The following is a 23,640-nucleotide window of genomic DNA, read 5'->3' on the forward strand; positions in this document are numbered from 1 at the left end:
CACTGTGCGTGTCTTACTGCGGCAAATCAGCGGCAAAGCCCGGAACATGGGCCGCAATCGCGTCGAGCAGTTCTTCCTTGCTGAAAGGCTTGGTCAAAAATTGATCGGAGCCGACAATCCGCCCCTTGGCCTTGTCGAACAGCCCGTCGCGGGACGACAGCATGATCACCGGCGTGGCCTTGAAGGCACTGTTGTTCTTGATTAAAGCGCAGGTCTGATAACCATCCAGACGCGGCATCATGATGTCGACAAAAATGATCCCGGGGTGGTGGTCGGCAATCTTCGCCAGGGCGTCGAAACCGTCGATTGCGGTGATGACTTCGCACCCTGCATTTTTCAGCAGGGTCTCGGCGGTGCGACGAATCGTTTTCGAGTCGTCGATCACCATGACCTTCAAGGCGCTGGACTGCTGTTCCATAAGGGGGCTCTACCGTCGCCTTTGCGAATCAATTTGTCCGTTTTGCGATGAGTGATGGCTGGAAACCCTTGTTGTTCAAGGGCCAGTGCAGCTGGCAGCCTTTTTAGCACAGTCTCCTGACGCAATCTATCGACGGGTTTTTCCTTGACCGCAAACCCGCCCGGCGCCACTCTGGCGGCACTTTTTCATACCGATCCGGTAGCCAATTTTCGAGGAAAACCCAATGAGCGTTCGCGTCGGGATTGTCATGGACCCTATCGCCAGCATTTCCTATAAAAAGGATAGCTCGCTGGCCATGCTGCTGGCGGCGCAGAAGCGCGGCTGGGAACTGTTCTACATGGAGCAGAAGGACCTTTATCAGGCTGAAGGTCAGGCCCGGGCGCGGATGAAGCCGTTGAAGGTCTTCGCCAACCCGGAAAAATGGTTCGAACTGGGTGCCGAACAGGACGCCCTGCTCAGCGACCTGAACGTGATCCTGATGCGCAAGGATCCACCGTTCGACATGGAGTTCGTCTACTCCACCTACCTGCTCGAACAGGCCGAGGCCGCCGGGGTGCTGGTGGTCAACAAGCCGCAGAGCCTGCGCGACTGCAATGAAAAACTGTTCGCCACCCTGTTCCCGCAGTGCACGCCGCCGACCATCGTCAGCCGTCGCCCGGACGTGTTGCGCGAATTCGCCGACCATCACGGTGACGTGATCCTCAAGCCGCTGGACGGCATGGGCGGTTCGTCGATCTTCCGTCATACCGCCGGTCATCCGAACCTGTCGGTGATTCTGGAAACCCTGACCCTGCACGGCAAACAGCAGATCATGATCCAGGCTTACCTGCCGGCCATCGTCGATGGCGACAAGCGCATCCTGATGATCGACGGCGAGCCGGTGGATTACTGCCTGGCGCGGATTCCGGCCCTGGGCGAAACCCGTGGCAACCTCGCCGCCGGCGGTCGTGGCGAAGCCCGTCCGTTGACCGACAAGGATCGCTGGATCGCCGCCCAGGTCGGCCCGACCTTGCGCGAGAAAGGCCTGCTGTTCGTCGGCCTCGACGTGATCGGCGAGCACCTGACCGAAATCAACGTCACCAGCCCGACCTGCATCCGCGAGATCGACAATGCCTTCGGCACCGACATCGGCGGGATGCTGATGGATGCCATCGAGAAAAAGCTGCAAGGTTGATGTGTGTCACATGCAGCCTGTCGCTTGATGCTTGAAGCCCAAGGCGTGAAACCAACATTGCGTTATCATGCGCGGCCTGTGAAAAACGCGATGTTGGTTTTCTTGTCATGACACTTCCGTCCGATCTGCCTGCTGAACTCGCCCACCGCGGCGTGCGCCCGGTCGATCGCCTCGGATTTACCCTGTTTCTCGCGGCGCTGATCCATTTGGCGCTGCTGCTCGGCGTGGGTTTCACCATGGTCGAGCCCCGGCAGATCAGCAAAACCCTGGAAATCACCCTCGCCACCTTCAAGAGCGAAAAGAAGCCGGCGAAGGCCGATTTCCTCGCCCAGGAAAACCAGGAAGGCAGCGGCACCCTCGACAAGAAAGCGATCCCCAAGACCACCGAGGTCGCGCCATTCCAGGACAATCAGGTCAAGAAAGTCACGCCGCCGCCGGCCGCCAAACCGCAGGTGCAGGAAGCCGCGCCCAAGGCGGCGGTAACCACCGTCGCGCCGAAGCCGAAAAAGGCGCCGACCAAGAAAGAAGAAGCCAAGACCGAGACCAAACCCACGGTCGACGCCCCGACTTTCGACAGCTCGCAGCTTTCCAGCGACATCGCCAGCCTCGAAGCCGAGCTGGCCAACGAACAACAGCTGTACGCCAAACGCCCGCGCATCCACCGCCTGAGCGCGGCCTCGACCATGCGCGACAAGGGCGCCTGGTACAAGGACGAATGGCGCAAGAAGGTCGAGCGCATCGGCAACCTCAATTACCCCGAAGAAGCCCGGCGCCAGCAGATTTACGGCAACTTGCGGCTGATGGTGTCGATCAACCGCGACGGCTCGCTGTATGAAGTGCTGGTGCTGGAATCTTCCGGTCAGCCGCTGCTGGATCAGGCGGCGCAGCGCATCGTGCGTCTGGCCGCACCGTTTGCACCGTTTACCGGGGACCTGTCGGACATCGACCGGCTGGAAATCATCCGCACCTGGAAATTCGCCCGGGGCGACCGGCTGTCCAGCAACTGAGCCGATCTTTTGACCGCTCCAGCTTGTCAGTTCGCCCCCCGAACGCCACACTACCGCACATGAAAAACGTCAGCCCCAGCTACCTCAAGCATCACTTCCTGATCGCCATGCCACACATGGCCGACCCGAACTTTGCCCACACCTTGACCTACATCGTCGAGCACACGGCCAATGGGGCCATGGGGCTGGTAGTAAACCGACCACAAGAGCTGAATCTGGCCGACATCCTCGAGCAATTGCGCCCGGACATCGATCCGCCAGCGCTGTGCCAGCATGTGCCGATCTTCATCGGTGGCCCGGTGCAGACCGATCGCGGTTTTGTCCTGCACCCGGCGGGCAAGACCTTCCAGGCCACTGTCGAGCTGGACGGCGAACTGGCACTGTCGACGTCCCAGGACGTGCTGTTCGCCATCGCTGACGGCGTAGGCCCGGCGAAAAGCCTGATCACCCTCGGTTACGCCGGTTGGGAAGCCGGGCAACTGGAAGCCGAACTGGCCGACAACGCCTGGCTGACCTGCCCGTACGACGCCGACATCCTGTTCAACACCCGCAGCGAACTGCGTCTGGAAGCGGCGGCGAAGCACCTGGGAATCAACCTCAGCCTGCTGACCAGCCAGGCAGGGCACGCCTGATGGCCCTGCGCCTGATCCTCGGCTTCGACTACGGCACCAAACAGATCGGCGTGGCGGTCGGCCAGGTGATCACCGGTCAGGCCCGCGAGCTGTGCACCCTGAAGGCCCAGAACGGCGTGCCTGACTGGAACCAGGTCGAAGCCCTGATCAAGGAGTGGAAACCCGACGCCGTGGTGGTCGGCCTGCCACTGAACATGGACGGCACGCCCAGCGAGATGTGCGCCCGCGCCGAGAAATTCGCCCGCCGTCTCAACGGCCGCTACAACCTGCCCTTCTACACCCACGACGAGCGCCTGACGACCTTCGAAGCCAAGGGCGAACGACTGGTGCGCGGCGGGCAGAAAGGCAGCTACCGCGACAACCCGGTGGACGCCATCGCCGCCGCCCTGCTGTTGCAGGGCTGGCTCGACGAAAACACCGCACTGTTTGAATCCTGACAAGCGCTACGGCGCTTTTCTTTTGGCTACAACCCGAGCTCCGGTTCGCGAGAACCGGCTCGGCCCCGAGAAGGAGCAACCATGAGCCTGCCCAATCCCGCCGATCTGATCAGCCAGATGGCGACCCGCCTCAAGGCGCACCTTGCCCAGCGCAATATCAGCGAACCGCGTTACATCGGCATCCGCACCGGCGGCGTCTGGGTCGCCCAGGCCCTGCTCGCAGAACTGGGCAGCGACGCGCCACTGGGCACGCTGGATGTTTCCTTCTACCGCGACGACTTCAGCCAGAACGGCCTGCACCCGCAAGTGCGCCCGTCCGCCCTGCCCTTCGAAATCGAAGGCCAGCATCTGGTGCTGATCGACGACGTACTGATGAGCGGCCGGACCATCCGCGCCGCCATGAACGAACTGTTCGACTATGGCCGTCCGGCCAGCGTGACGCTGGTCTGCCTGCTGGATCTGGACGCCGGCGAACTGCCGATCCGCCCCAACGTGGTCGGCGCGACGCTGTCGCTGGCCGCCCATGAGCGGGTCAAGCTGTCCGGCCCGGAACTGGCCCTCGAACTGCAAGATCTTGCCCTTTAATCCGCCCTATTGAGAGTCCCCTTCGCGATGACGCCTCTAGATACCAAGCGCCCGCTGCAGCTCAATGATCAGGGCCAGCTGCGACACTTCCTCTCGCTCGACGGCCTGCGCCGGGAGTTGCTGACGGAAATCCTCGACACCGCCGACTCGTTCCTCGAAGTTGGCGCACGGGCCGTGAAAAAAGTCCCGCTGCTACGCGGCAAGACCGTGTGCAACGTGTTCTTCGAAAACTCCACCCGCACCCGCACCACCTTCGAACTGGCGGCCCAACGGCTGTCGGCGGACGTGATCACCCTGAACGTGTCGACCTCGTCGGCCAGCAAGGGCGAAACCCTGCTCGACACCCTGCGCAACCTCGAAGCCATGGCCGCCGACATGTTCGTCGTGCGCCACGGTGACTCGGGCGCCGCGCACTTCATCGCCGAGCACGTCTGCCCGCAAGTGGCGATCATCAACGGCGGCGACGGCCGCCACGCGCACCCGACTCAGGGCATGCTCGACATGCTGACCATCCGTCGGCACAAGGGCAGCTTCGAAAACCTGTCGGTGGCCATCGTCGGCGACATCCTGCATTCGCGGGTGGCGCGCTCGAACATGCTCGCCCTGAAGACCCTCGGCTGCCAGGACATCCGCGTGATCGCGCCGAAAACCCTGCTGCCGATCGGCATCGAGCAGTACGGCGTGAAGGTCTACACCGACATGACCGAAGGCCTGAAAGACGTCGACGTGGTGATCATGCTGCGCCTGCAGCGTGAGCGCATGACCGGCGGCCTGCTGCCGAGCGAGGGCGAGTTCTATCGCCTGTTCGGCCTGACCACCGCGCGCCTGGCCGGCGCCAAACCCGATTGCATCGTCATGCACCCGGGGCCGATCAACCGTGGCGTGGAGATCGAGTCGGCAGTCGCCGACGGCCCGCACTCGGTGATCCTCAATCAAGTCACCTACGGCATCGCGATCCGTATGGCCGTGCTGTCCATGGCCATGAGCGGACAAACCGCGCAGCGTCAATTCGAGCAGGAGAACGCCCAGTGAAGCTCAGCATTCTCGGCGCCCGCGTCATCGATCCAGCCAGCGGCCTGGATCAAATCACCGATATTCACGTTGAAGCCTGCAAGATCGTCGCCCTCGGCGCTGCACCAGCCGGTTTCAGCGCCGTGGAAACCATCGATGCCCACGGCCTTGTCGCCGCTCCAGGCCTCGTCGACCTGAACGTCGCCCTGCGCGAGCCGGGTTACAGCCGCAAGGGCAGCATCGCCAGCGAAACCCGTGCAGCGGCAGCCGGCGGTGTGACCAGCCTGTGCTGCCCGCCGAAGACAAAACCGGTGCTCGATACTTCCGCCGTGGCCGAGCTGATCCTCGACCGCGCCCGCGAGGCCGGCAACACCAAGGTGTTCCCGATCGGCGCCCTGAGCAAAGGCCTGGACGGCGAACAACTGGCCGAGCTGGCAGCCCTGCGCGACGCCGGTTGCGTGGCGTTCGGCAACGGTCTTGAGAGCTTCCGCAACACCCGCACCCTGTGCCGGGCGCTGGACTACGCGGCGACCTTTGACCTGACGGTGATTTTCAACTCCCAGGATCATGACCTGGCCGACGGCGGCCTGGCCCACGAAGGCCCCACCGCCAGTTTCCTCGGCCTGCCGGGTATCCCGGAAACCGCCGAAACCGTGGCCCTGGCCCGGGATCTGCTGCTGGTGGAACAGACCGGCGTGCGCGCACATTTCAGCCAGCTCACCAGTGCCCGTGGTGCAGCCCTGATCGCACAGGCCCAGGCCCGCGGTCTGAAAGTCACGGCGGATGTCGCCCTGTATCAGTTGATCCTGACGGATGAAGCGCTGATCGACTTCAGCAGCCTGTATCACGTACAACCACCGCTGCGCACCCGCGCCGACCGCGACGGTCTGCGTGAAGCGGTGAAATCCGGGGTGATCTCGGCGATTTCCAGCCATCACCAGCCCCACGAGCGTGATGCCAAACTGGCACCGTTCGGCGCGACCGAACCGGGCATCAGCAGCGTCGAGCTGTTGCTGCCGCTGGCGATGACGCTGGTCGAAGACGGCCTGCTGGACCTGCCGACCCTGCTCGCGCGCCTGGGCGCCGGCCCGGCCGACGCCCTGCGCCTGCCGGCGGGCAAACTGGCGGTGGGCGGTGCAGCGGATATCGTGCTGTTCGATCCGAAGGCCTCGACCGTGGCCGGCGAGACCTGGCTGTCGAAGGGCGAAAACTGCCCGTTCATCGGCCATAGTCTGCCGGGTGTCGTGCGCTACACCCTGGTGGACGGCCGGATCACTCACCAGGCCTGAAAAAATGGCGAGGGAGCCTGCTCCCTCGCCATTGCTTACTGGAAGGTGCCCCGCCCCTCGGCATTACGCACCGACACCTGATCGTTCAGTGTCCAGAAGTCATACAGCACTCCCAGAAAGAACAACCCGCCGGTCAGCAGATACACCACCCCGCTGATCCACTTGCCCTGATACATCCGGTGCACGCCGAACGCGCCGAGGAACGTCAGGAGAATCCACGCCACGTTGTATTCGATCGGCCCCGCCGCAAACCGCAGGTCCGCTTCCCGATCCATCGCCGGGATCAGGAACACGTCGATCAGCCAGCCGATCCCCAGCAGTCCGAAGGTGAAAAACCAGATCGTGCCGGTCACCGGTTTGCCGTAATAGAAGCGGTGGGATCCGGTAAAACCGAAGATCCACAACAGGTAACCGATCACCTTGCTATGGGTGTCCTTTTCCTTTACCTGGGGCAGTTGATAGCGGTTCATGAAGACCTCGATTCACGCAATAGATAAATTTTCTTTAATTCTTTGTGACTTTTTTACAGGAAGCCGACGTACGGCAAATGTTACCTTGTGGTCCGTCAAAGCCTTGTAGCACCTGACTTCTGTCCGACAATGGCGTCTATTTGCCGCTTGTTTGGTTCCGTTGCCCGCCTTTTGAATCGACCAACGGCCTCGGAAGGGACAAAAAAGCTGTTATAAAGTTGCGCGCTAACCTATACGAGCCCTGCCTATGCGTCCATTTTTCAAGACATGGCTAACCATTTGCCTATTAATGCCACTGGCCGCCCACGCCACCAATCGTGAGCAACGTCTGCCCAACGTCAACGGCTTCACCCCCAAATCCCATGCCTCTGCTCCCTCGAACAAAGGCAAGCAAACGAAACACACCACGCTCGCCAGCAAGGGTCACGGCAAGCTGGTTCCCGCGATGGCGAACAAGGAAAGCAGCAACGTCCTCAGCCGCGCGGTGAACGTCCTCGGTACACCTTACCGTTGGGGCGGCAGCAGCCCGAGCAAAGGCTTCGACTGCAGCGGTCTGGTGAAATACGCGTTCAACGACGCCACGTTCGACCTGCCGCGCACCTCGAATGCCATGGCCAGCGGTCACGGCGAGAAAGTCGAGCGCAAGGATCTGAAACCTGGCGACCTGATTTTCTTCAACATCAAGAGCCGTCGGGTCAATCATGTTGCCATCTATTTGGGCAACGACCGTTTCATCCATGCGCCGCGCCGCGGCAAAGCGGTGAGCATCGATACGCTGAACAAACCGTACTGGGAACAGCATTACGTGGTTGCCAAGCGGATGCTGCCGAAAGAGCCGGGCGGCAAGCAGATGCGCGTGGTTCAACGCTGACATTTGCAGATCACAAAAAACGCAGCCCCCGGGCTGCGTTTTTTTTGGCTAGAAGTTATCCGGCGTCCGCGCCTTCTCCCGCGCATGTTCACGACTGATCAGGCCCTTGGTCACCAGATCCTTCAAGCACATGTCGAGTGTCTGCATCCCCAGCGACCCGCCGGTCTGAATCGCCGAATACATCTGCGCCACTTTGTCCTCACGGATCAGGTTACGGATCGCCGACGTTCCCAGCATGATCTCGTGCGCCGCCACCCGGCCGCCGCCGATCTTCTTGATCAGTGTCTGCGAAACCACGGCCAGCAATGACTCGGACAGCATCGAGCGCACCATGGACTTCTCGTCACCCGGGAACACGTCCACCACCCGGTCAATGGTTTTGGCCGCCGAGGTGGTGTGCAGTGTGCCGAACACCAGATGCCCGGTTTCCGCTGCGGTCAGCGCCAGCCGGATGGTTTCCAGGTCACGCATCTCGCCCACCAGAATCACGTCCGGGTCTTCACGCAGAGCCGAACGCAGGGCCGTGGCGAAACTGCGGGTATCGCGGTGGACTTCACGCTGATTGATCAGGCATTTGCGCGATTCGTGGACAAATTCGATGGGGTCTTCGATGGTCAGGATGTGGTGGTGACGGTGGGTGTTGAGGTAATCGATCATCGCCGCCAGGGTGGTGGACTTGCCGGAACCCGTCGGTCCGGTCACCAGCACCAGCCCGCGCGGCGAATCGGTGATCTTGCGAAAGACATCGCCCATGGCGAGGTCTTCCATGCTCAGCACTTTCGACGGAATGGTACGGAACACCGCGCCGGCGCCACGATTCTGGTTGAAGGCGTTGACCCGAAACCGCGCCACGCCCGGCACTTCGAAGGAAAAGTCGGTTTCCAGATGTTTCTCGAACTCCACCCGCTGGGTGTCGTTCATGATGTCGTAAATCAGTTCGTGCACCTGTTTGTGATCCAGCGCCGGCAGATTGATCCGCCGCACATCGCCATCCACACGGATCATCGGCGGCAGACCGGCCGACAGGTGCAGGTCGGAAGCGCCCTGTTTGGCGCTGAAGGCCAGCAGTTCAGTGATATCCATAGCGTCCCTCAATTCCAGTAGAATGCCGCGAACCTTCAGACCGCTGGCGCCTCTTGATGACCACGATAGCAGACAACATCGCCCTCGTTAGTTCACGCATTCATGCCGCCACCGCGACCGCCGGCCGCGATGAAAACAGCGTCCGGCTGCTGGCCGTGAGCAAGACCAAACCCGCCGAAGCCCTGCGCGAAGCGTATGCCGCCGGCCTGCGCGACTTTGGCGAGAATTACCTGCAGGAAGCCCTGGGCAAACAGCTCGAACTGGCCGACCTGCCCTTGATCTGGCACTTCATCGGCCCCATTCAGTCGAACAAGACCCGCTCGATTGCCGAGCATTTCGCCTGGGTGCACTCCGTGGATCGCCTGAAAATCGCCCAACGCCTGTCCGAACAACGCCCGGCGGACCTGCCGCCACTGAATGTCTGCATTCAGGTCAACGTCAGTGGTGAAGCCAGCAAATCCGGCTGCACCCCGGCCGACCTGCCTGCCCTGGCCCGGGCCATCAGCGCCCTGCCGCGCCTGAAGCTGCGCGGGCTGATGGCGATTCCCGAGCCGACCGATGATCGCGCCGAGCAAGACGCTGCCTTCGCCGCCGTCCGGAAATTGCAGGCCGACCTTGACCTGCCGCTCGACACACTTTCCATGGGCATGAGCCACGACCTCGAGTCGGCCATTGCCCAGGGCGCCACCTGGGTCCGTATCGGTACGGCCCTGTTTGGCGCTCGCGACTACGCCCAATCCTGATGATTTCCAGATAAGGACCTGACATGAGCGACACGCGTATTGCCTTTATCGGTGCCGGCAACATGGCCGCCAGCCTGATCGGCGGCCTGCGGGCCAAGGGTCTGGAAGCCGCACACATCCGCGCCAGCGATCCGGGCGAAGAAACCCGCAGCCGGGTCAGCGCCGAACATGGCATCGAAACCTTTGCCGACAACGCACAGGCCATCGACGGCGCCGACGTGGTGGTACTGGCGGTCAAGCCGCAGGCCATGAAAGCCGTGTGCGAAGCGATCCGCCCAAGCCTCAAACCGAATCAACTGGTGGTGTCCATCGCGGCGGGTATCACTTGCGCCAGCATGACTGCGTGGCTCGGCGAACAGCCGATCGTGCGCTGCATGCCCAACACGCCGGCGCTGCTGCGTCAGGGCGTGAGCGGCCTGTACGCCACCGGGGACGTGAGCGCCGAACAGCGCCGGCAGGCTGAAGAGCTGCTGTCCGCCGTGGGTATCGCCCTGTGGCTGAACGAAGAGCAGCAACTGGATGCGGTCACTGCGGTCTCCGGTTCCGGCCCGGCGTACTTTTTCCTGTTGATCGAAGCGATGACCGCTGCCGGCGTCAAACTTGGCCTGCCGAAGGAAACCGCCGAGCAACTGACCCTGCAAACCGCGCTGGGCGCGGCACACATGGCCGTTTCCAGCGATGTCGATGCGGCCGAACTGCGCCGCCGCGTAACCTCGCCAGCGGGCACCACGGAAGCGGCGATCAAATCGTTCCAGGCCGGCGGCTTCGAAGCCCTGGTGGAAAAAGCACTCGGCGCCGCCGCGCACCGCTCGGCCGAGATGGCCGAACAACTGGGCAAATAAGGAGCCTTACATGATCGGATTGAACACCGCAGCGGTTTACGTGCTGCAAACCCTCGGCAGCCTGTACCTGCTGATCGTGCTGCTGCGCTTCGTCCTGCAACTGGTGCGGGCGAACTTCTACAACCCGCTGTGCCAGTTCGTGGTCAAGGCCACCCAGCCGCTGCTCAAGCCGCTGCGCCGGATCATCCCGAGCCTGTTCGGCCTGGACATGTCGTCACTGGTACTGGCAATCCTCGTGCAACTGGCGCTGATGGCCCTGACCCTGCTGCTGACCTATGGCACCACCGGCAATCTGCTGCAACTGCTCATCTGGTCGATCATCGGCGTGACCGCGCTGTTCCTGAAGATTTTCTTCTTCGCCCTGATCATCAGCGTGATCCTGTCCTGGGTCGCACCGGGCAGCCACAATCCGGGCGCCGAACTGGTCAACCAGATCTGCGAACCGGCCCTCGCGCCGTTCCGCCGCCTCCTGCCGAGCATGGGCGGTCTGGACCTGTCGCCGATCTTCGCCTTCCTCGCGCTGAAGCTGATCGACATGCTGGTGATCAACAACCTCGCGGCGATGACGATGATGCCGGAAATCCTGCGCCTGTTGATGTGAGCTGGTTCCGTTGGGACGGTGACGACCTGATTCTCGAATGTCACCTGCAACCGGCAGCCCGCAGCGATGACTTCGCCGGGCTGCACGGCGACCGCCTGAAAATCCGTCTGACCGCACCCCCGGTCGAGGGCAAGGCCAATGCGTACCTGATGGGCTTTCTGGCCAAGGCTTTCGGGGTTTCCAAGGGTCAGGTCAGTTTGCTCAGTGGTGAGTTGAACCGGCAGAAACGTGTGCGCATCCACGCCCCCAAAAAACTGCCGGATTTGCCGGGACTTCAACACCCCTGATCGTTGCTTGCCGCTGGGGGCAGCGGTCTTTAGACTTACGCCTCATTTCAACGAGAGCAGGGTCGATGCCAGCTGCCTTCCCCCCCGATTCTGTTGGTCTGGTGACGCCACAAACGGCGCACTTCAGCGAACCGCTGGCCCTGGCCTGCGGCCGTTCGCTGGCCGCTTATGACCTGATCTACGAAACCTATGGCACGCTCAATGCGCAAGCGAGCAACGCCGTGTTGATCTGCCACGCCTTGTCCGGCCACCACCATGCCGCCGGCTATCACAGCGTCGACGACCGCAAGCCCGGTTGGTGGGACAGCTGCATCGGCCCCGGCAAACCGGTCGACACCAACAAGTTCTTCGTGGTCAGCCTGAACAACCTCGGTGGCTGCAACGGCTCCACCGGTCCGAGCAGCGTCAACCCGGACACCGGCAAGCCGTTCGGCGCCGATTTCCCGGTGCTGACGGTAGAAGACTGGGTGCACAGCCAGGCACGCCTCGCCGATCTGCTCGGCATCGGCCAATGGGCGGCCGTGATCGGTGGCAGCCTCGGCGGCATGCAGGCGCTGCAATGGACCATCACGTATCCGGACCGCGTTCGCCACTGCCTGGCTATCGCCTCGGCCCCCAAGTTGTCGGCACAGAACATTGCCTTCAACGAAGTGGCGCGTCAGGCGATCCTCACCGACCCGGAATTTCATGGCGGCTCGTTCCAGGAACAGGGCGTGATCCCCAAGCGCGGCCTGATGCTGGCGCGGATGGTCGGGCACATCACCTACCTGTCCGATGACTCCATGGGCGAGAAATTCGGCCGTGGCCTGAAGAGCGAAAAGCTCAACTACGACTTCCACAGCGTCGAATTCCAGGTCGAAAGCTACCTGCGCTACCAGGGCGAAGAGTTCTCCGGACGCTTCGACGCCAACACCTATCTGCTGATGACCAAGGCACTGGACTACTTCGATCCGGCGGCCAACTTCGACGATAACCTGGCGAAAACCTTCGAAGGCGCCAAAGCGAAATTCTGCGTGATGTCCTTCACCACCGACTGGCGCTTCTCCCCGGCCCGCTCGCGGGAACTGGTGGATGCGCTGATGGCCGCGCGCAAGGACGTCAGCTACCTGGAAATCGACGCGCCCCAGGGCCACGACGCCTTCCTGATTCCGATCCCGCGCTATCTGCAGGCGTTCGGCAATTACATGAACCGAATTACGGTGTGAACAAGCCATGAGAGCTGATCTGGAAATCATCCAGGAATGGATCCCCGCCGGCAGCCGCGTGCTCGACCTCGGTTGCGGTGACGGCGAATTGCTGACCTGGCTGCGCGACAACAAGCAAGTCACCGGCTATGGCCTGGAAAACGACCCGGACAACATTGCCGAGTGCGTGGCCAAGGGCATCAACGTCATCGAGCAGGACCTGGACAAGGGCCTGGGCAACTTCGCCAGCAACAGCTTCGACATCGTGGTGATGACCCAGGCCCTGCAGGCCGTGCACTATCCCGACAAGCTCCTCGACGAAATGCTGCGCGTCGGCCGTCAGTGCATCATCACCTTCCCCAACTTCGGCCACTGGCGCTGCCGCTGGTATCTGGCGAGCAAGGGCCGGATGCCGGTCTCCGAGTTCCTGCCGTACACCTGGTACAACACGCCGAACATTCACTTCTGCACCTTCGAAGACTTTGAAGAACTTTGTCGCGAACGTGAGGCGAAGGTCATTGATCGGCTTGCCGTGGATCAACAGCACCGCCACGGGTGGGCCAGTAAGCTATGGCCTAATCTGTTAGGTGAGATCGGTATCTACCGCGTCAGCAGCCCGGGGCTGCAGGATCACAAAATCGCGGTCTGAACCACGACATTGCGAGGAGAACGAACATGGGACGCCTGATTACCGCACTGCTGGCCGCCTGCCTGAGCCTGTCGGCCGTGGCAGCCGATGCCATCAAGAGCGAGCGCCAGGAAACCTTCGGCGACGTGACGGTGCACTACAACACCTTCAACTCGACCTACCTGCAACCGGACATCGCCAAGGCTGCCGAGCTGATCCGCAGCAAGAACCAGGGTGTGATCAACGTTTCGGTGATCAAGGATGGCAAGCCGTTGATCGCTAACGTCACCGGCACGGTGAAGGATCTGACCAGCCAGACCGTGACCCTGAATTTCCGCCAGGTCACCGAACAGGGCGCGATCTATTACATTGCGCAGTACCCGGTGGAACAGCAGGAAACCCGCACCTTCGAAATCAAGGTGCAGACCGGCGACAAGATCAACACCATCAATTTCAACCAGGAACTCTTCCCCGGCGAATGATGAACCTCAAGCAACTCGTACTGGCCAGCCATAACGCCGGCAAACTCAAGGAACTCCAGGCCATGCTCGGCGACTCGGTGCAATTGCGCTCGATCGGCGAGTTCAGCAGCGTGGAGCCGGAAGAAACCGGCCTGTCGTTCGTCGAGAACGCGATCCTCAAGGCCCGCAATGCCGCGCGCATCTCCGGGCTGCCGGCGCTGGCCGATGATTCGGGCCTGGCGGTGGACTTCCTTGGCGGTGCGCCGGGCATCTACTCGGCACGCTATGCCGATGGCAAGGGCGATGCGGCGAACAACGCCAAGCTGCTCGACGCCTTGAAGGATGTGCCTGAAGCCGAGCGCGGCGCGCAGTTCGTCTGCGTGCTGGCGCTGGTGCGTCACGCCGACGATCCGCTGCCGATCCTGTGCGAAGGCCTGTGGCACGGGCGCATCCTGACCGCTGCCAGCGGCGAACACGGTTTCGGCTACGACCCGCTGTTCTGGGTGCCGGAGCGTAACGTGTCCAGTGCCGAACTGAGCCCGAGCGACAAGAACCGGATCAGCCACCGCGCCCGTGCAATGGATCTGCTGCGCCAGCGTCTGGGCTTGAAATGACCGATAGCTCCTCCGCGTCGTCGCTGATCCTCGGCGGCGCCGCCTCCTCGCCTCGGGCGCCGTTGCCGACGCTGCCGCCCCTGGCGCTGTACATCCACATTCCGTGGTGTGTGCGCAAATGCCCGTATTGCGACTTCAACTCCCACGCTGCCAGCCCGGTGCTGCCGGAACAGGAATACGTCGATGCGCTGCTCGCCGACCTCGATCAGGATCTGCACGCGGTGTACGGCCGTGAGTTGAGTTCGATCTTCTTTGGCGGCGGTACGCCGAGCCTGTTCAGCGCAGAAGCGCTCGGTCGCTTGCTCGAAGGCGTCAAACAACGCATCCCGTTTGCCGATGACATCGAAATCACCCTGGAAGCCAACCCCGGGACCTTCGAGCAAGAGAAGTTCGTCGCCTACCGCAAACTGGGGATCAATCGCCTGTCGATCGGTATCCAGAGCTTCCAGCAGGAAAAGCTCAAGGCCCTGGGCCGCATCCACAACGGCGATGAAGCCGTTCGCGCCGCCGGCATGGCGCGCCAGGCCGGATTCGATAACTTCAATCTCGACCTGATGCATGGCTTGCCGGACCAGTCGCTGGACGATGCCCTGAGCGATCTGCGCCAGGCGATCGAGCTGAAGCCGACGCACATCTCCTGGTATCAGCTGACGCTGGAGCCGAACACCGTGTTCTGGAACCAGCCGCCGGTGCTGCCGGAGGACGACACGCTGTGGGACATTCAGGAGGCCGGACAGGCGCTGCTGGCCGAACACGGTTACGTGCAATACGAAGTTTCCGCTTATGCCCAACCGGGTCGCCCGGCGCGGCATAACCTCAACTACTGGAGTTTCGGCGACTTCATCGGCATCGGTGCCGGCGCTCACGGCAAGCTCAGCCATCCGGACGGGCGCATCGTGCGCACCTGGAAGACGCGCTTGCCGAAGGACTACCTCAACCCGGCCAAAAGCTTCCAGGCCGGCGAGAAAGTCCTGACCAACGACGAGATGCCGTTCGAGTTCCTGATGAACGCCCTGCGCCTGACCGCCGGCGTCGAATCACGCCTGTATCCCGAGCGCACCGGTCTGCCACTGGAAAGCCTCGACGAACAAAGGCACGAAGCCGAACAAAGCGGCCTGATGCAGGTCGAACCGTCACGTCTGGCGGCCACCGAGCGCGGACAACTCTTTCTCAACGATTTGCTGCAGAAATTTCTGAGCTGAATGGCTCCCGGGGAAACCGCATGGATTTGATACTCGACCTGCTTGCCACTGTCTCCCGCTGGAGCCGCAGCAACCTCTCGGAAATCGCGCTGGCTCTGGTGGGCTGCCTGCTGGTGTTGTTCGGCGCCGACTTCAAAGGCTGGGTCGAGCAACGCCTGGGCAGCATCGCCGGCGCCCTGCGCGTCCCGCTGATGGCCCTGCTGTGCATGATCGGCAGCGGCGCGGCGCTGATCTACGCCACCCCTTGGGTGGTGAAGGGCCTGAGCCAGTTCAACAACTACAGTCTGGCGCCGGTGCTGTTGGTGGTGCTGGTGTTGATTGGCGTGGTCGCGGATCGTCGCTGATTTTCAGCACACGCAAAACAACTGTGGGAGCGAGCTTGCTCGCGATGGCGGTGTAACAGACGACATAAATGTTGAATGTTATGGCCTCATCGCGAGCGAGCTCGCTCCCACAATGTTTATTGCGTGATGCTCAGGATTGCTTTTCGAACTTCAGATCCCAAACGCCATGCCCAAGACGTTCGCCACGGCGTTCGAACTTGGTGATCGGGCGTTCGGCCGGGCGAGGTACGCACTTGCCGTCTTCGGCGAGGTTGCGATAGCCCGGGGCGACATTCATCACTTCCAGCATGTATTCGGCATACGGTTCCCAGTCGGTGGCCATGTGCAGGATGCCGCCAACCTTCAGCTTGCTGCGCACCAGCTCGGCAAAGGACGCCTGAACGATGCGGCGCTTGTGGTGACGGCTCTTGTGCCACGGGTCCGGGAAGAACAGCATCAGCCGATCGAGGCTGTTGTCGGCGATGCAGCGGTCAAGCACTTCAATCGCGTCGCAATCGTAGACCCGCAGGTTGGTCAGGCCCTGAGTCAGCACGCCGTTGAGCAGCGCGCCGACACCCGGACGGTGAACCTCGACACCGATGAAATCCTGTTCCGGCGCAGCGGCGGCCATTTCCAGCAGCGAGTGGCCCATGCCGAAACCGATCTCCAGCGAACGCGGCGCGGAACGACCGAACACCTGGTCGTAATCCACCGGCGCATCGGCCAGCGGCAGGACGAACTTCGGCGCGCCCTGATCCAGGCCGCGCTGCTGGCCTTCGGTCATGCGCCCGGCGCGCATCACGAAACTCTTGATGCGGCGGTGTTGGCGCTCGTCGCCTTCTTCCGTCTGGATTGGCGTGTCGTTCGATTCAGTCATCAATAGCTCTTACTTGATCAGACCATCCAGCGGCGAAGAGGCGCTGGCATAGAGTTTTTTCGGCATGCGGCCGGCGAGGTAGGCCAGACGGCCCGCGACGATCGCGTGTTTCATGGCTTCGGCCATCATGACCGGCTGCTGGGCGTGGGCGATGGCCGAGTTCATCAGCACCGCGTCACAGCCCAGTTCCATGGAGATGGTGGCGTCGGAAGCGGTGCCGACACCGGCATCTACCAGCACAGGGATTTTTGCTTCTTCAAGGATGATCTGCAGGTTGTACGGGTTGCAGATCCCCAGGCCCGAACCGATCAGACCGGCCAGCGGCATGACCGCGATGCAGCCGATTTCCGCCAGTTGTCGGGCGATGATCGGGTCATCACTGGTGTAAACCATCACGTCGAAGCCTTCCTTGACCAGCACTTCGGCGGCCTTGAGGGTTTCGATCACGTTGGGGAACAGGGTTTTCTGGTCGGCCAGCACTTCCAGCTTCACCAGGTTGTGGCCATCGAGCAGCTCACGGGCCAGGCGGCAGGTGCGCACGGCTTCCACCGCGTCGTAGCAGCCTGCGGTGTTCGGCAGGAAGGTGTAGCGATCCGGCGACAGCACGTCGAGCAGGTTCGGCTCGCCTTCGATCTGGCCCAGATTGGTGCGGCGCACGGCGAAGGTGACGATCTCGGCACCCGAGGCTTCGATGGCCAGGCGGGTTTCTTCCATGTCACGGTACTTGCCGGTACCGACCAGCAAACGCGACTGGTAAGTACGACCGGCCAGAACGAAAGGCTTGTCGCTACGAACGATGCTCATGGGAAATCCTCTGTTGGGGTGAGGGTCTTGCAGAATGCTCGGCCCAGGCAGGCCGGACGGTTAACCGCCGCCGATGGCGTGCACCACTTCGACGTTGTCGCCGTCATTGAGCGTGGTGTCGGCATGCTGGCTGCGCGGGACGATATCCAGATTGAGCTCGACCGCGACGCGGCGTCCGGCCAGGTCCAGACGGGTCAGCAGGGCCGCAACGGTTTCACCGTCGGGCAGTTCAAAGGATTCACCGTTCAACTGAATGCGCATGCGCAACGCCGCCATCACTTTTTAGGGGGTGGCATTCTAGCCCGATCATGACCTAAAGGTCAGCACCAGGCGTCAAGCGGTTGGTTGCAGGCGCCAGGCGGCGAGTCCGAGGCACAGCCAGCCGATCAGGAATGCCAGGCCGCCGAACGGGGTGATGATGCCAAGCTTGCCGATGCCGATGGTGGTCAGCAGGTACAGACTGCCTGAAAACAGCAGGATACCGACGGTGAACGAGATGCCCGCCCAAGCCACCAGACGCCCCTGAAGCTGCGTGGCCAGCAATGCCACGCCGAACAGCGCCAGTGCGTGCACCAGCTGATAGGTGACGCCGGTATGGAAAATCGCGAGATACTCGGGAGTCAGGCGGTTTTTCAGGCCATGGGCGGCGAATGCGCCGAGGCCGACACCGGTGAAACCAAAGAAGGCAGCCAGCATCAGAAAGCTACGCAGCATGTAGAACTCCAGTCAGACTCGATCGGCAGGGTCTGTATAATGGCCCGCTCAACCGGTTCGGCCAAGCCATCTCTATGCTCCGTTCATTTCTCCGTCGTTTCACGAAGGCTCTGCTCTGGTTTGCGGGCGGCAGCGTATTGCTGGTGCTGGTATTTCGCTTCGTACCGCCGCCGGGGACGGCGTTGATGGTCGAACGCAAGATCGAGTCCTGGGTCGACGGTGAGCCGATCGATCTGCAGCGCACCTGGAAACCGTGGGACGAGATTTCCGATGACCTGAAGGTCGCGGTCATTGCCGGCGAAGACCAGAAATTCCCCGAGCACTGGGGGTTCGATCTGAGCGCCATCAAGGCCGCACTGGCCCACAACGAACTCGGCGGCTCGATTCGCGGCGCCAGCACCTTGAGTCAGCAAGTGTCGAAGAACCTGTTCTTGTGGTCGGGTCGCAGCTATCTGCGTAAGGGTCTTGAGGCCTGGTTCACGGCGCTGATCGAGGTGTTCTGGCCCAAGCAGCGGATTCTCGAGGTGTACCTGAACAGCGTCGAGTGGGATGACGGCGTGTTTGGCGCCGAAGCGGCGGCAAGGCATCACTTTGGCGTAGCCGCCAAATCATTGTCCCGGCAGCAGGCGAGTTACCTGGCCGCCGTGCTCCCCAACCCCCGGGTCTGGAGCGCCAGCCACCCGACTTCCTATGTTTCGCGCCGGGCCGGGTGGATTCGCCAGCAGATGAGCCAGTTGGGTGGCGACAGCTATCTGCTGACCCTCGGTGATTCGCGTCGGGCACCGTGGGCCCAATAACCTTCCGACAGGCAAACAAAAACGCCCCGATCATCACTGATCGGGGCGTTTTTCATTGCCGGACTACCGGTTATGCGGCAATCGACAACTTGAGCTTGTTCATCGCGCTCTTCTCGAGCTGACGGATCCGCTCGGCCGACACGTTGTACTTCTGCGCCAGGTCGTGCAGCGTGGCCTTCTCTTCTGCCAGCCAGCGCTGGTAGAGGATGTCGCGACTGCGTTCGTCCAGCACCTCCAGCGCCTCGTGCAGGTTGTGATTGGAGTTGTCGCTCCAGTCGGCATCTTCCAGCTGACGCGCCGGGTCGTACCGGTGGTCTTCCAGATAGTTGGCCGGCGACTGGAAAGCGCTGTCGTCGTCGGCTTCGGCAGCCGGGTCGAAGGCCATGTCGTGACCGGTCAGGCGGCTTTCCATTTCACGCACTTCGCGAGGCTCGACACCGAGGCTTTCCGCCACACGATGGACTTCCTCGTTGTTCAGCCACGCCAGACGCTTCTTCTGGCTGCGCAGATTGAAGAACAACTTGCGCTGGGCCTTGGTGGTCGCGACTTTCACGATCCGCCAGTTGCGCAGGATGAATTCGTGAATCTCGGCCTTGATCCAGTGCACCGCGAAGGACACCAGACGTACGCCCATTTCCGGATTGAAACGCTTGACGGCCTTCATCAGGCCGACGTTGCCTTCCTGGATCAGGTCGGCCTGAGCCAGACCGTAGCCGGAATAGCTACGGGCAATGTGTACGACAAACCGCAGGTGGGCGAGCACCATCTGCCGAGCCGCCTCAAGATCCTGCTCATAGTAGAGACTCTCGGCCAGTTCACGCTCCTGCTCCGGCGTCAGCAATGGAATGCTGTTGACGGTGTGCACATAGGCTTCCAGGTTTGCGCCCGGAACCAATGCATACGCAGGTTGCAAAGAATTGGTCATACGAAAAAACCTCCGACTTACATACTCGCGCCTTTCGGCACTGCGAAAAATTGACCGGGAACTCAGGTACAAGTTCCCAAAAAACCGCGAGGCCAATCACGCGCAAAAAAGATTCTACTTCGGCGCCAGCTCCCTGAGATGACGTGCGACTGCAATCCATGCACCGATATAACCCAACAGCACCGCGCCAAGCAAGAGCGACAGACCGTCGGCAACTGGCACTCCGGCCAGTGCGAAATCACTGCCGTACAAGCCGGCCAGCCCGACCACCGCGTCGTTCAGCCAGTTCAGACCGAACGCCAGCACACCCCAGGACAGCAGCCCTGCACCGAAGCCATACAACGCGCCCATATAAAGGAAGGGACGACGCACATAGCTGTCGGTGCCGCCGACGAGTTTAATCACTTCTATCTCTGTGCGGCGGTTTTCAATATGAAGACGAATGGTATTGCCTATCACCAAAAGTAATGCGGAAACCAGCAACACCGTCAGACCGAAGACAAAGCGGTCGCCGAGCTTGAGGATGGCCGCCAGACGCTCGACCCAGACTAGATCAAGTTGCGCCTGTTGTACCTTGGGCAGTTCGGAAAGTTTTTGTCTTAATGCTTCCAGGGTCGGCTTGTCGACCTCGTTCGGCGTCACCAGCACAACGCCCGGCAGCGGGTTTTCCGGCAGCTCGCGCAGGGCCTCGCCCAATCCGGACTGCTGCTGGAACTCTTCCAGTGCCTGCTCACGACCGACATATTCAGCATCAGCCACACCCGGCATGCCCTTGATCTGGTCACGCAACGCTTCACCCTGAGCCGGACTGGCTTCCAGCTCCAGATAAAGCGAAATCTGCGCCGCCCGCTGCCACGAACCACCCAGACGTTCAACATTGTTCAGCAACAATGACAGGCCCATCGGCAGGCTAAGCGCGACCGCCATCACCATGCAGGTGAAGAAGCTGCCGATCGGCTGCTTGCCGAGGCGGCGCAGGCTGTCGATCCAGCTGGCGCGATGGCTTTCGATCCAGGCATGAAGCAGCGTGGTGAAATCCGGACCATCGTCCTCGTCGTGTTTTTTCTTTTTGGGCGGCTGCGGATCGGCGGCCTTCGGGGCCACGCGCTCGGAAACCTTTGGACTGCGTGTTGCACTCATACACCGGCCTCCCCGTCGCCGATCAATCGGCCGCGTTGCAGGGTCAGCATGCGATGACGCATGCGCGCAATCAGCGCCAGATCGTGACTGGCGATCAGCACGCTGGTACCCAGGCGATTGATGTCTTCGAACACGCCCATGATTTCGGCCGCCAGACGCGGGTCAAGGTTACCGGTCGGTTCGTCCGCCAGCAGCAGGGCCGGGCGGTGAACGATGGCGCGGGCAATGCCGACACGCTGTTGCTGACCAGTGGACAGGTCGCCGGGGTATAGATCGGCCTTGTCCGACAGCGCCACGCGCTCCAGCGCCGAATCCACGCGCTTGGCGATTTCAGGCTTGGACAGTCCGAGGATCTGCAACGGCAACGCAACGTTGTTGAACACCGTGCGATCGAACAGCAATTGGTGATTCTGGAACACCACGCCGATCTGCCGGCGCAGGAACGGAATCTGCGCATTGCTGATGGTGCTCAGGTCCTGCCCGGCCAGCAGCAGTTTGCCGCTGGTCGGACGCTCCATCGCCAGCAGCAGGCGCAGCAACGTGGATTTACCGGCACCGGAATGGCCGGTGACAAACAGGAATTCGCCGCGACGGACTCGAAAGCTCAGCTCATGCAAGCCGACGTGACCGTTCGGGTAGCGCTTACCGACCTGTTCGAAACGAATCATGAACGCTCCCGCTCGGCAAACAGTGCCTGGACAAAGGGTTCGGCTTCAAAGGTACGCAGATCGTCGATGCCTTCACCGACGCCGATGTAGCGGATCGGCAATCCGAATTGCTTGGCCAGGGCGAAAATCACCCCGCCTTTGGCGGTGCCGTCGAGCTTGGTCAGCGCCAGCCCGGTCAGTTCGACCGTCTGGTTGAATTGCTTGGCCTGGTTGATGGCGTTCTGGCCAGTACCGGCGTCGAGCACCAGCAGCACTTCGTGCGGCGCATCGGCGTCGAGCTTGCCGATCACTCGGCGAACCTTTTTCAGCTCTTCCATCAGGTTGTCTTTGGTGTGCAGGCGACCGGCGGTGTCGGCGATCAGCACGTCGATGCCACGGGCCTTGGCGGCCTGCACGGCGTCGAAGATCACCGAAGCCGAATCGGCGCCGGTGTGCTGGGCGATCACCGGAATCCTGTTGCGCTCGCCCCAGACCTGCAATTGCTCGACCGCCGCAGCGCGGAAGGTGTCACCGGCGGCGAGCATGACTTTCTTGCCTTCCAGCTGCAGTTTCTTCGCCAGCTTGCCGATGGTGGTGGTCTTGCCGGCACCGTTGACGCCGACCACCAGGATCACGAACGGCTTGTTCTGCGAAACGATCTTCAGCGGCTGCTCGACCGGTTTGAGCATCGCGGCCAGCTCGGCCTGCAGGGATTTGTACAGTGCGTCGGAATCGGCGAGTTCTTTACGTGCGACCTTCTGGGTCAGGCGCTGGATGATCACCGATGTGGCCTCGACGCCAACGTCGGCGGTCAGCAGACGGGTTTCGAGGTCGTCGAGCAGATCGTCATCGATGGCTTTCTTGCCGAGGAACAGGCTGGCCATGCCCTCGCCGATGCTGGCACTGGTCTTGGACAGGCCTTGCTTGAGGCGGGCGAAGAAACCGGCCTTGGTTTCTTCGGTGCGCGGGGCCTCGACCGGCGTTTCAACGACCGCGACAGGCGCAGCGACGACCGGTGCAGGTGCAGGTTCGGGCGCGGCGACAATCGGCGCAACCGGGGCGGCAACCACGGGCTCCGGAATGACAGGAGCGGGTTCGACCGGTGCCGGAATCGGCGGCGTGATGTGCGGTGCAGCCTCTTCGACCAATGCCACCGGCTCTTCCGCCACCGGCAAGGTCAGCCATGGCTGGGCAGCCGGGGTCAGCGGCAGTTCGGCGGCAGCCGGCACTTCAGGCTCGGCCTCGGCCGCGGGTTGCAACACCGGCTCGGCAATCGGGAGCACAACCGGGGCGGGTGCTTCTTCGATTACAGGTGCGGGCACCGGGGCCGGCTCAGGAATGGCTGTCAGCTGTTCGACGACGGGTTCCTGCGGTTTTTTACGCAGCCATCCGAACAGGCCTTTCTTCTCGCCAGCCGCAGCTGGGGTCTTCTTGTCGTCGTTGGAACCAAACATGGAGGACGGCTATCTCACGGTAGCGACGCGCCACAGGGGCGCCCCGGCAAATAAATATTCGATGCAGAACAGACTGTGTTTCACCCAGCTTGTTCACGCGCAACATTTTGTCGAGGAGCCAACGGCACCTCAAAGGAATCGTTTTAATGAAGGACTAGCCGGCAAAATCGGCGAAAAAGCGAAGTCTAGCTGATAAACCAGGGCCTTCTGCCGCAAACCCATACAACCTGATCAAGTTTCAAAACCGGATAGGCGTGGTCGCCGGTAAAACGGATCAGTATCCTAGGGCGTGTCATCGATCATTACCAGTACCGCGTGGCCGCCTGAAAACGGGCCAGACAAGGCGCAGGCCGCAGGGAATGTGCTTTCCTTCCCAAGGACTGCAACGCAGTATGGCCCGTTTTCAGGCACCACCCGGAG

General features: G+C 61.8%; 30 protein-coding genes. 19 read left to right on the plus strand and 11 right to left on the minus strand.

From position 1 onward, the window contains the following. Nucleotides 1-13: 13 nt before the first annotated feature. On the minus strand, nt 14-418 hold the full coding sequence (gene pilG, locus NWV16_RS26685) for a twitching motility response regulator PilG (protein ID WP_065258976.1): 405 nt from the start codon (nt 416-418) through the stop codon (nt 14-16). Between the two features lie 223 nt (nt 419-641). Between pilG and gshB the strand changes: the two genes are divergently transcribed. From gshB to NWV16_RS26720, 7 genes are all read left to right on the plus strand, one after another. Next, nucleotides 642-1,592 (plus strand): glutathione synthase, encoded by a 951-nt coding sequence (gene gshB / locus NWV16_RS26690; RefSeq protein WP_065258975.1) that lies wholly within the window; start codon nt 642-644, stop codon nt 1,590-1,592. A gap of 107 nt (nt 1,593-1,699) precedes the next feature. Then, entirely contained in the window at nt 1,700-2,599 is a 900-nt protein-coding gene (locus NWV16_RS26695) for an energy transducer TonB (protein WP_260521367.1), read from the plus strand. A gap of 59 nt (nt 2,600-2,658) precedes the next feature. Beyond that, nucleotides 2,659-3,231, plus strand: coding sequence for a YqgE/AlgH family protein (locus NWV16_RS26700; protein ID WP_260521368.1), 573 nt, complete (start codon nt 2,659-2,661; stop codon nt 3,229-3,231). Continuing rightward, nucleotides 3,231-3,668, plus strand: a complete 438-nt coding sequence (gene ruvX, locus NWV16_RS26705) for a Holliday junction resolvase RuvX (protein ID WP_085709079.1) — start codon at nt 3,231-3,233, stop codon at nt 3,666-3,668. Before NWV16_RS26700 ends, ruvX begins: the two co-directional genes overlap by 1 nt. A gap of 81 nt (nt 3,669-3,749) precedes the next feature. Beyond that, a complete protein-coding gene (pyrR, locus tag NWV16_RS26710; protein WP_011336369.1) occupies nt 3,750-4,253 on the plus strand; it encodes a bifunctional pyr operon transcriptional regulator/uracil phosphoribosyltransferase PyrR in 504 nt (167 codons plus the stop codon). A 27-nt stretch (nt 4,254-4,280) separates the two neighbouring features. Beyond that, a complete protein-coding gene (locus NWV16_RS26715) occupies nt 4,281-5,285 on the plus strand; it encodes an aspartate carbamoyltransferase catalytic subunit (protein ID WP_025109148.1) in 1,005 nt (334 codons plus the stop codon). Further along, nucleotides 5,282-6,553 carry a dihydroorotase gene (locus tag NWV16_RS26720; protein WP_260521369.1) on the plus strand — a complete coding sequence of 424 codons (1,272 nt, stop codon included), beginning with the start codon at nt 5,282-5,284 and terminating at the stop codon, nt 6,551-6,553. Before NWV16_RS26715 ends, NWV16_RS26720 begins: the two co-directional genes overlap by 4 nt. 35 nt (nt 6,554-6,588) lie before the next feature. Here NWV16_RS26720 and NWV16_RS26725 read toward each other — a convergent pair whose 3' ends face one another. Beyond that, nucleotides 6,589-7,023 carry an NINE protein gene (locus NWV16_RS26725; RefSeq protein ID WP_260521370.1) on the minus strand — a complete coding sequence of 145 codons (435 nt, stop codon included), beginning with the start codon at nt 7,021-7,023 and terminating at the stop codon, nt 6,589-6,591. A 247-nt stretch (nt 7,024-7,270) separates the two neighbouring features. On the opposite strand from NWV16_RS26725, the gene NWV16_RS26730 reads away from it, so the two are divergent. Further along, a complete protein-coding gene (locus tag NWV16_RS26730; RefSeq protein ID WP_065258967.1) occupies nt 7,271-7,894 on the plus strand; it encodes a C40 family peptidase in 624 nt (207 codons plus the stop codon). 48 nt (nt 7,895-7,942) lie between these two features. On the opposite strand, the gene NWV16_RS26735 is transcribed toward NWV16_RS26730, so the two are convergent. Beyond that, nucleotides 7,943-8,977, minus strand: a complete 1,035-nt coding sequence (locus tag NWV16_RS26735) for a type IV pilus twitching motility protein PilT (RefSeq protein WP_260521371.1) — start codon at nt 8,975-8,977, stop codon at nt 7,943-7,945. 56 nt (nt 8,978-9,033) lie between these two features. On the opposite strand from NWV16_RS26735, the gene NWV16_RS26740 reads away from it, so the two are divergent. The 10 genes from NWV16_RS26740 (at nt 9,034) to NWV16_RS26785 (ending at nt 15,883) form a co-directional block, all read left to right on the plus strand. Continuing rightward, nucleotides 9,034-9,720 carry a YggS family pyridoxal phosphate-dependent enzyme gene (locus NWV16_RS26740; RefSeq protein WP_260521372.1) on the plus strand — a complete coding sequence of 229 codons (687 nt, stop codon included), beginning with the start codon at nt 9,034-9,036 and terminating at the stop codon, nt 9,718-9,720. A 23-nt stretch (nt 9,721-9,743) separates the two neighbouring features. Further along, nucleotides 9,744-10,562: a pyrroline-5-carboxylate reductase gene (gene proC, locus NWV16_RS26745; RefSeq protein WP_260521373.1), complete on the plus strand. Its 819-nt coding sequence runs from the start codon at nt 9,744-9,746 to the stop codon at nt 10,560-10,562. 10 nt (nt 10,563-10,572) lie between these two features. Beyond that, nucleotides 10,573-11,163: a YggT family protein gene (locus NWV16_RS26750; protein WP_065258964.1), complete on the plus strand. Its 591-nt coding sequence runs from the start codon at nt 10,573-10,575 to the stop codon at nt 11,161-11,163. After that, entirely contained in the window at nt 11,160-11,450 is a 291-nt protein-coding gene (locus tag NWV16_RS26755) for a DUF167 domain-containing protein (RefSeq protein ID WP_260521374.1), read from the plus strand. The genes NWV16_RS26750 and NWV16_RS26755 overlap by 4 nt, the downstream gene beginning before the upstream one ends. Nucleotides 11,451-11,515: 65 nt before the next feature. Further along, nucleotides 11,516-12,655 carry a homoserine O-acetyltransferase gene (locus tag NWV16_RS26760; RefSeq protein WP_065258947.1) on the plus strand — a complete coding sequence of 380 codons (1,140 nt, stop codon included), beginning with the start codon at nt 11,516-11,518 and terminating at the stop codon, nt 12,653-12,655. A gap of 7 nt (nt 12,656-12,662) precedes the next feature. After that, complete coding sequence (gene metW / locus NWV16_RS26765; RefSeq protein WP_065258946.1) at nt 12,663-13,283, plus strand: methionine biosynthesis protein MetW; 621 nt, start codon at nt 12,663-12,665, stop codon at nt 13,281-13,283. A 26-nt stretch (nt 13,284-13,309) separates the two neighbouring features. Then, nucleotides 13,310-13,744 carry a DUF4426 domain-containing protein gene (locus tag NWV16_RS26770; protein WP_065258945.1) on the plus strand — a complete coding sequence of 145 codons (435 nt, stop codon included), beginning with the start codon at nt 13,310-13,312 and terminating at the stop codon, nt 13,742-13,744. Beyond that, complete coding sequence (rdgB, locus tag NWV16_RS26775) at nt 13,741-14,337, plus strand: RdgB/HAM1 family non-canonical purine NTP pyrophosphatase (RefSeq protein WP_260521375.1); 597 nt, start codon at nt 13,741-13,743, stop codon at nt 14,335-14,337. Before NWV16_RS26770 ends, rdgB begins: the two co-directional genes overlap by 4 nt. After that, nucleotides 14,334-15,539 carry a radical SAM family heme chaperone HemW gene (gene hemW, locus NWV16_RS26780; RefSeq protein WP_260521376.1) on the plus strand — a complete coding sequence of 402 codons (1,206 nt, stop codon included), beginning with the start codon at nt 14,334-14,336 and terminating at the stop codon, nt 15,537-15,539. Before rdgB ends, hemW begins: the two co-directional genes overlap by 4 nt. Nucleotides 15,540-15,559: 20 nt before the next feature. Further along, entirely contained in the window at nt 15,560-15,883 is a 324-nt protein-coding gene (locus NWV16_RS26785) for a DUF3392 domain-containing protein (protein WP_011336381.1), read from the plus strand. Between the two features lie 130 nt (nt 15,884-16,013). On the opposite strand, the gene trmB is transcribed toward NWV16_RS26785, so the two are convergent. The 4 genes from trmB to NWV16_RS26805 form a co-directional block, all read right to left on the minus strand. Continuing rightward, the gene (gene trmB / locus NWV16_RS26790) at nt 16,014-16,739 is read right to left on the minus strand and encodes a tRNA (guanosine(46)-N7)-methyltransferase TrmB (protein ID WP_260521377.1); all 726 of its coding nucleotides are present in this window, start codon (nt 16,737-16,739) and stop codon (nt 16,014-16,016) included. Between the two features lie 9 nt (nt 16,740-16,748). After that, nucleotides 16,749-17,543, minus strand: a complete 795-nt coding sequence (locus tag NWV16_RS26795) for a thiazole synthase (RefSeq protein ID WP_065258942.1) — start codon at nt 17,541-17,543, stop codon at nt 16,749-16,751. Nucleotides 17,544-17,603: 60 nt separating this feature from the next. Continuing rightward, the gene (gene thiS, locus NWV16_RS26800) at nt 17,604-17,804 is read right to left on the minus strand and encodes a sulfur carrier protein ThiS (RefSeq protein WP_260521378.1); all 201 of its coding nucleotides are present in this window, start codon (nt 17,802-17,804) and stop codon (nt 17,604-17,606) included. A 72-nt stretch (nt 17,805-17,876) separates the two neighbouring features. Next, nucleotides 17,877-18,257, minus strand: coding sequence for a DUF423 domain-containing protein (locus tag NWV16_RS26805; RefSeq protein WP_179693392.1), 381 nt, complete (start codon nt 18,255-18,257; stop codon nt 17,877-17,879). 74 nt (nt 18,258-18,331) lie between these two features. On the opposite strand from NWV16_RS26805, the gene mtgA reads away from it, so the two are divergent. Further along, nucleotides 18,332-19,054, plus strand: coding sequence for a monofunctional biosynthetic peptidoglycan transglycosylase (gene mtgA, locus NWV16_RS26810; RefSeq protein ID WP_260521379.1), 723 nt, complete (start codon nt 18,332-18,334; stop codon nt 19,052-19,054). A gap of 70 nt (nt 19,055-19,124) precedes the next feature. Here the strand turns inward: mtgA and rpoH are convergent, their stop codons facing one another. From rpoH to ftsY, 4 genes are all read right to left on the minus strand, one after another. Next, nucleotides 19,125-19,979 carry an RNA polymerase sigma factor RpoH gene (gene rpoH, locus NWV16_RS26815; protein ID WP_065258939.1) on the minus strand — a complete coding sequence of 285 codons (855 nt, stop codon included), beginning with the start codon at nt 19,977-19,979 and terminating at the stop codon, nt 19,125-19,127. Nucleotides 19,980-20,093: 114 nt separating this feature from the next. After that, a complete protein-coding gene (gene ftsX, locus NWV16_RS26820; protein ID WP_260521380.1) occupies nt 20,094-21,119 on the minus strand; it encodes a permease-like cell division protein FtsX in 1,026 nt (341 codons plus the stop codon). Next, nucleotides 21,116-21,787, minus strand: a complete 672-nt coding sequence (ftsE, locus tag NWV16_RS26825) for a cell division ATP-binding protein FtsE (RefSeq protein ID WP_065258937.1) — start codon at nt 21,785-21,787, stop codon at nt 21,116-21,118. The genes ftsX and ftsE overlap by 4 nt, the downstream gene beginning before the upstream one ends. Continuing rightward, nucleotides 21,784-23,220: a signal recognition particle-docking protein FtsY gene (gene ftsY / locus NWV16_RS26830; protein ID WP_260521381.1), complete on the minus strand. Its 1,437-nt coding sequence runs from the start codon at nt 23,218-23,220 to the stop codon at nt 21,784-21,786. Before ftsY ends, ftsE begins: the two co-directional genes overlap by 4 nt. Nucleotides 23,221-23,640: the final 420 nt, after the last annotated feature.

Source organism: Pseudomonas sp. BW7P1 (genome assembly GCF_024981055.1).
Classification (GTDB): Bacteria; Pseudomonadota; Gammaproteobacteria; order Pseudomonadales; family Pseudomonadaceae; genus Aquipseudomonas; species Aquipseudomonas bananamidigenes.

Coding starts and splice junctions, on each gene's coding strand:
- pilG (WP_065258976.1), bottom strand. CDS start 418: ATGGAACAGCAGTCCAGCGCCTTGAAGGTCATGGTGATCGACGACTCG.
- NWV16_RS26785 (WP_011336381.1), top strand. CDS start 15,560: ATGGATTTGATACTCGACCTGCTTGCCACTGTCTCCCGCTGGAGCCGC.
- NWV16_RS26740 (WP_260521372.1), top strand. CDS start 9,034: ATGACCACGATAGCAGACAACATCGCCCTCGTTAGTTCACGCATTCAT.
- NWV16_RS26760 (WP_065258947.1), top strand. CDS start 11,516: ATGCCAGCTGCCTTCCCCCCCGATTCTGTTGGTCTGGTGACGCCACAA.
- NWV16_RS26715 (WP_025109148.1), top strand. CDS start 4,281: ATGACGCCTCTAGATACCAAGCGCCCGCTGCAGCTCAATGATCAGGGC.
- NWV16_RS26795 (WP_065258942.1), bottom strand. CDS start 17,543: ATGAGCATCGTTCGTAGCGACAAGCCTTTCGTTCTGGCCGGTCGTACT.
- thiS (WP_260521378.1), bottom strand. CDS start 17,804: ATGCGCATTCAGTTGAACGGTGAATCCTTTGAACTGCCCGACGGTGAA.
- NWV16_RS26750 (WP_065258964.1), top strand. CDS start 10,573: ATGATCGGATTGAACACCGCAGCGGTTTACGTGCTGCAAACCCTCGGC.
- NWV16_RS26730 (WP_065258967.1), top strand. CDS start 7,271: ATGCGTCCATTTTTCAAGACATGGCTAACCATTTGCCTATTAATGCCA.
- NWV16_RS26770 (WP_065258945.1), top strand. CDS start 13,310: ATGGGACGCCTGATTACCGCACTGCTGGCCGCCTGCCTGAGCCTGTCG.
- rdgB (WP_260521375.1), top strand. CDS start 13,741: ATGATGAACCTCAAGCAACTCGTACTGGCCAGCCATAACGCCGGCAAA.
- NWV16_RS26695 (WP_260521367.1), top strand. CDS start 1,700: ATGACACTTCCGTCCGATCTGCCTGCTGAACTCGCCCACCGCGGCGTG.
- trmB (WP_260521377.1), bottom strand. CDS start 16,739: ATGACTGAATCGAACGACACGCCAATCCAGACGGAAGAAGGCGACGAG.
- pyrR (WP_011336369.1), top strand. CDS start 3,750: ATGAGCCTGCCCAATCCCGCCGATCTGATCAGCCAGATGGCGACCCGC.
- mtgA (WP_260521379.1), top strand. CDS start 18,332: ATGCTCCGTTCATTTCTCCGTCGTTTCACGAAGGCTCTGCTCTGGTTT.
- NWV16_RS26735 (WP_260521371.1), bottom strand. CDS start 8,977: ATGGATATCACTGAACTGCTGGCCTTCAGCGCCAAACAGGGCGCTTCC.
- proC (WP_260521373.1), top strand. CDS start 9,744: ATGAGCGACACGCGTATTGCCTTTATCGGTGCCGGCAACATGGCCGCC.
- rpoH (WP_065258939.1), bottom strand. CDS start 19,979: ATGACCAATTCTTTGCAACCTGCGTATGCATTGGTTCCGGGCGCAAAC.
- NWV16_RS26700 (WP_260521368.1), top strand. CDS start 2,659: ATGAAAAACGTCAGCCCCAGCTACCTCAAGCATCACTTCCTGATCGCC.
- gshB (WP_065258975.1), top strand. CDS start 642: ATGAGCGTTCGCGTCGGGATTGTCATGGACCCTATCGCCAGCATTTCC.
- ftsY (WP_260521381.1), bottom strand. CDS start 23,220: ATGTTTGGTTCCAACGACGACAAGAAGACCCCAGCTGCGGCTGGCGAG.
- NWV16_RS26805 (WP_179693392.1), bottom strand. CDS start 18,257: ATGCTGCGTAGCTTTCTGATGCTGGCTGCCTTCTTTGGTTTCACCGGT.
- ruvX (WP_085709079.1), top strand. CDS start 3,231: ATGGCCCTGCGCCTGATCCTCGGCTTCGACTACGGCACCAAACAGATC.
- ftsE (WP_065258937.1), bottom strand. CDS start 21,787: ATGATTCGTTTCGAACAGGTCGGTAAGCGCTACCCGAACGGTCACGTC.
- hemW (WP_260521376.1), top strand. CDS start 14,334: ATGACCGATAGCTCCTCCGCGTCGTCGCTGATCCTCGGCGGCGCCGCC.
- NWV16_RS26725 (WP_260521370.1), bottom strand. CDS start 7,023: ATGAACCGCTATCAACTGCCCCAGGTAAAGGAAAAGGACACCCATAGC.
- metW (WP_065258946.1), top strand. CDS start 12,663: ATGAGAGCTGATCTGGAAATCATCCAGGAATGGATCCCCGCCGGCAGC.
- ftsX (WP_260521380.1), bottom strand. CDS start 21,119: ATGAGTGCAACACGCAGTCCAAAGGTTTCCGAGCGCGTGGCCCCGAAG.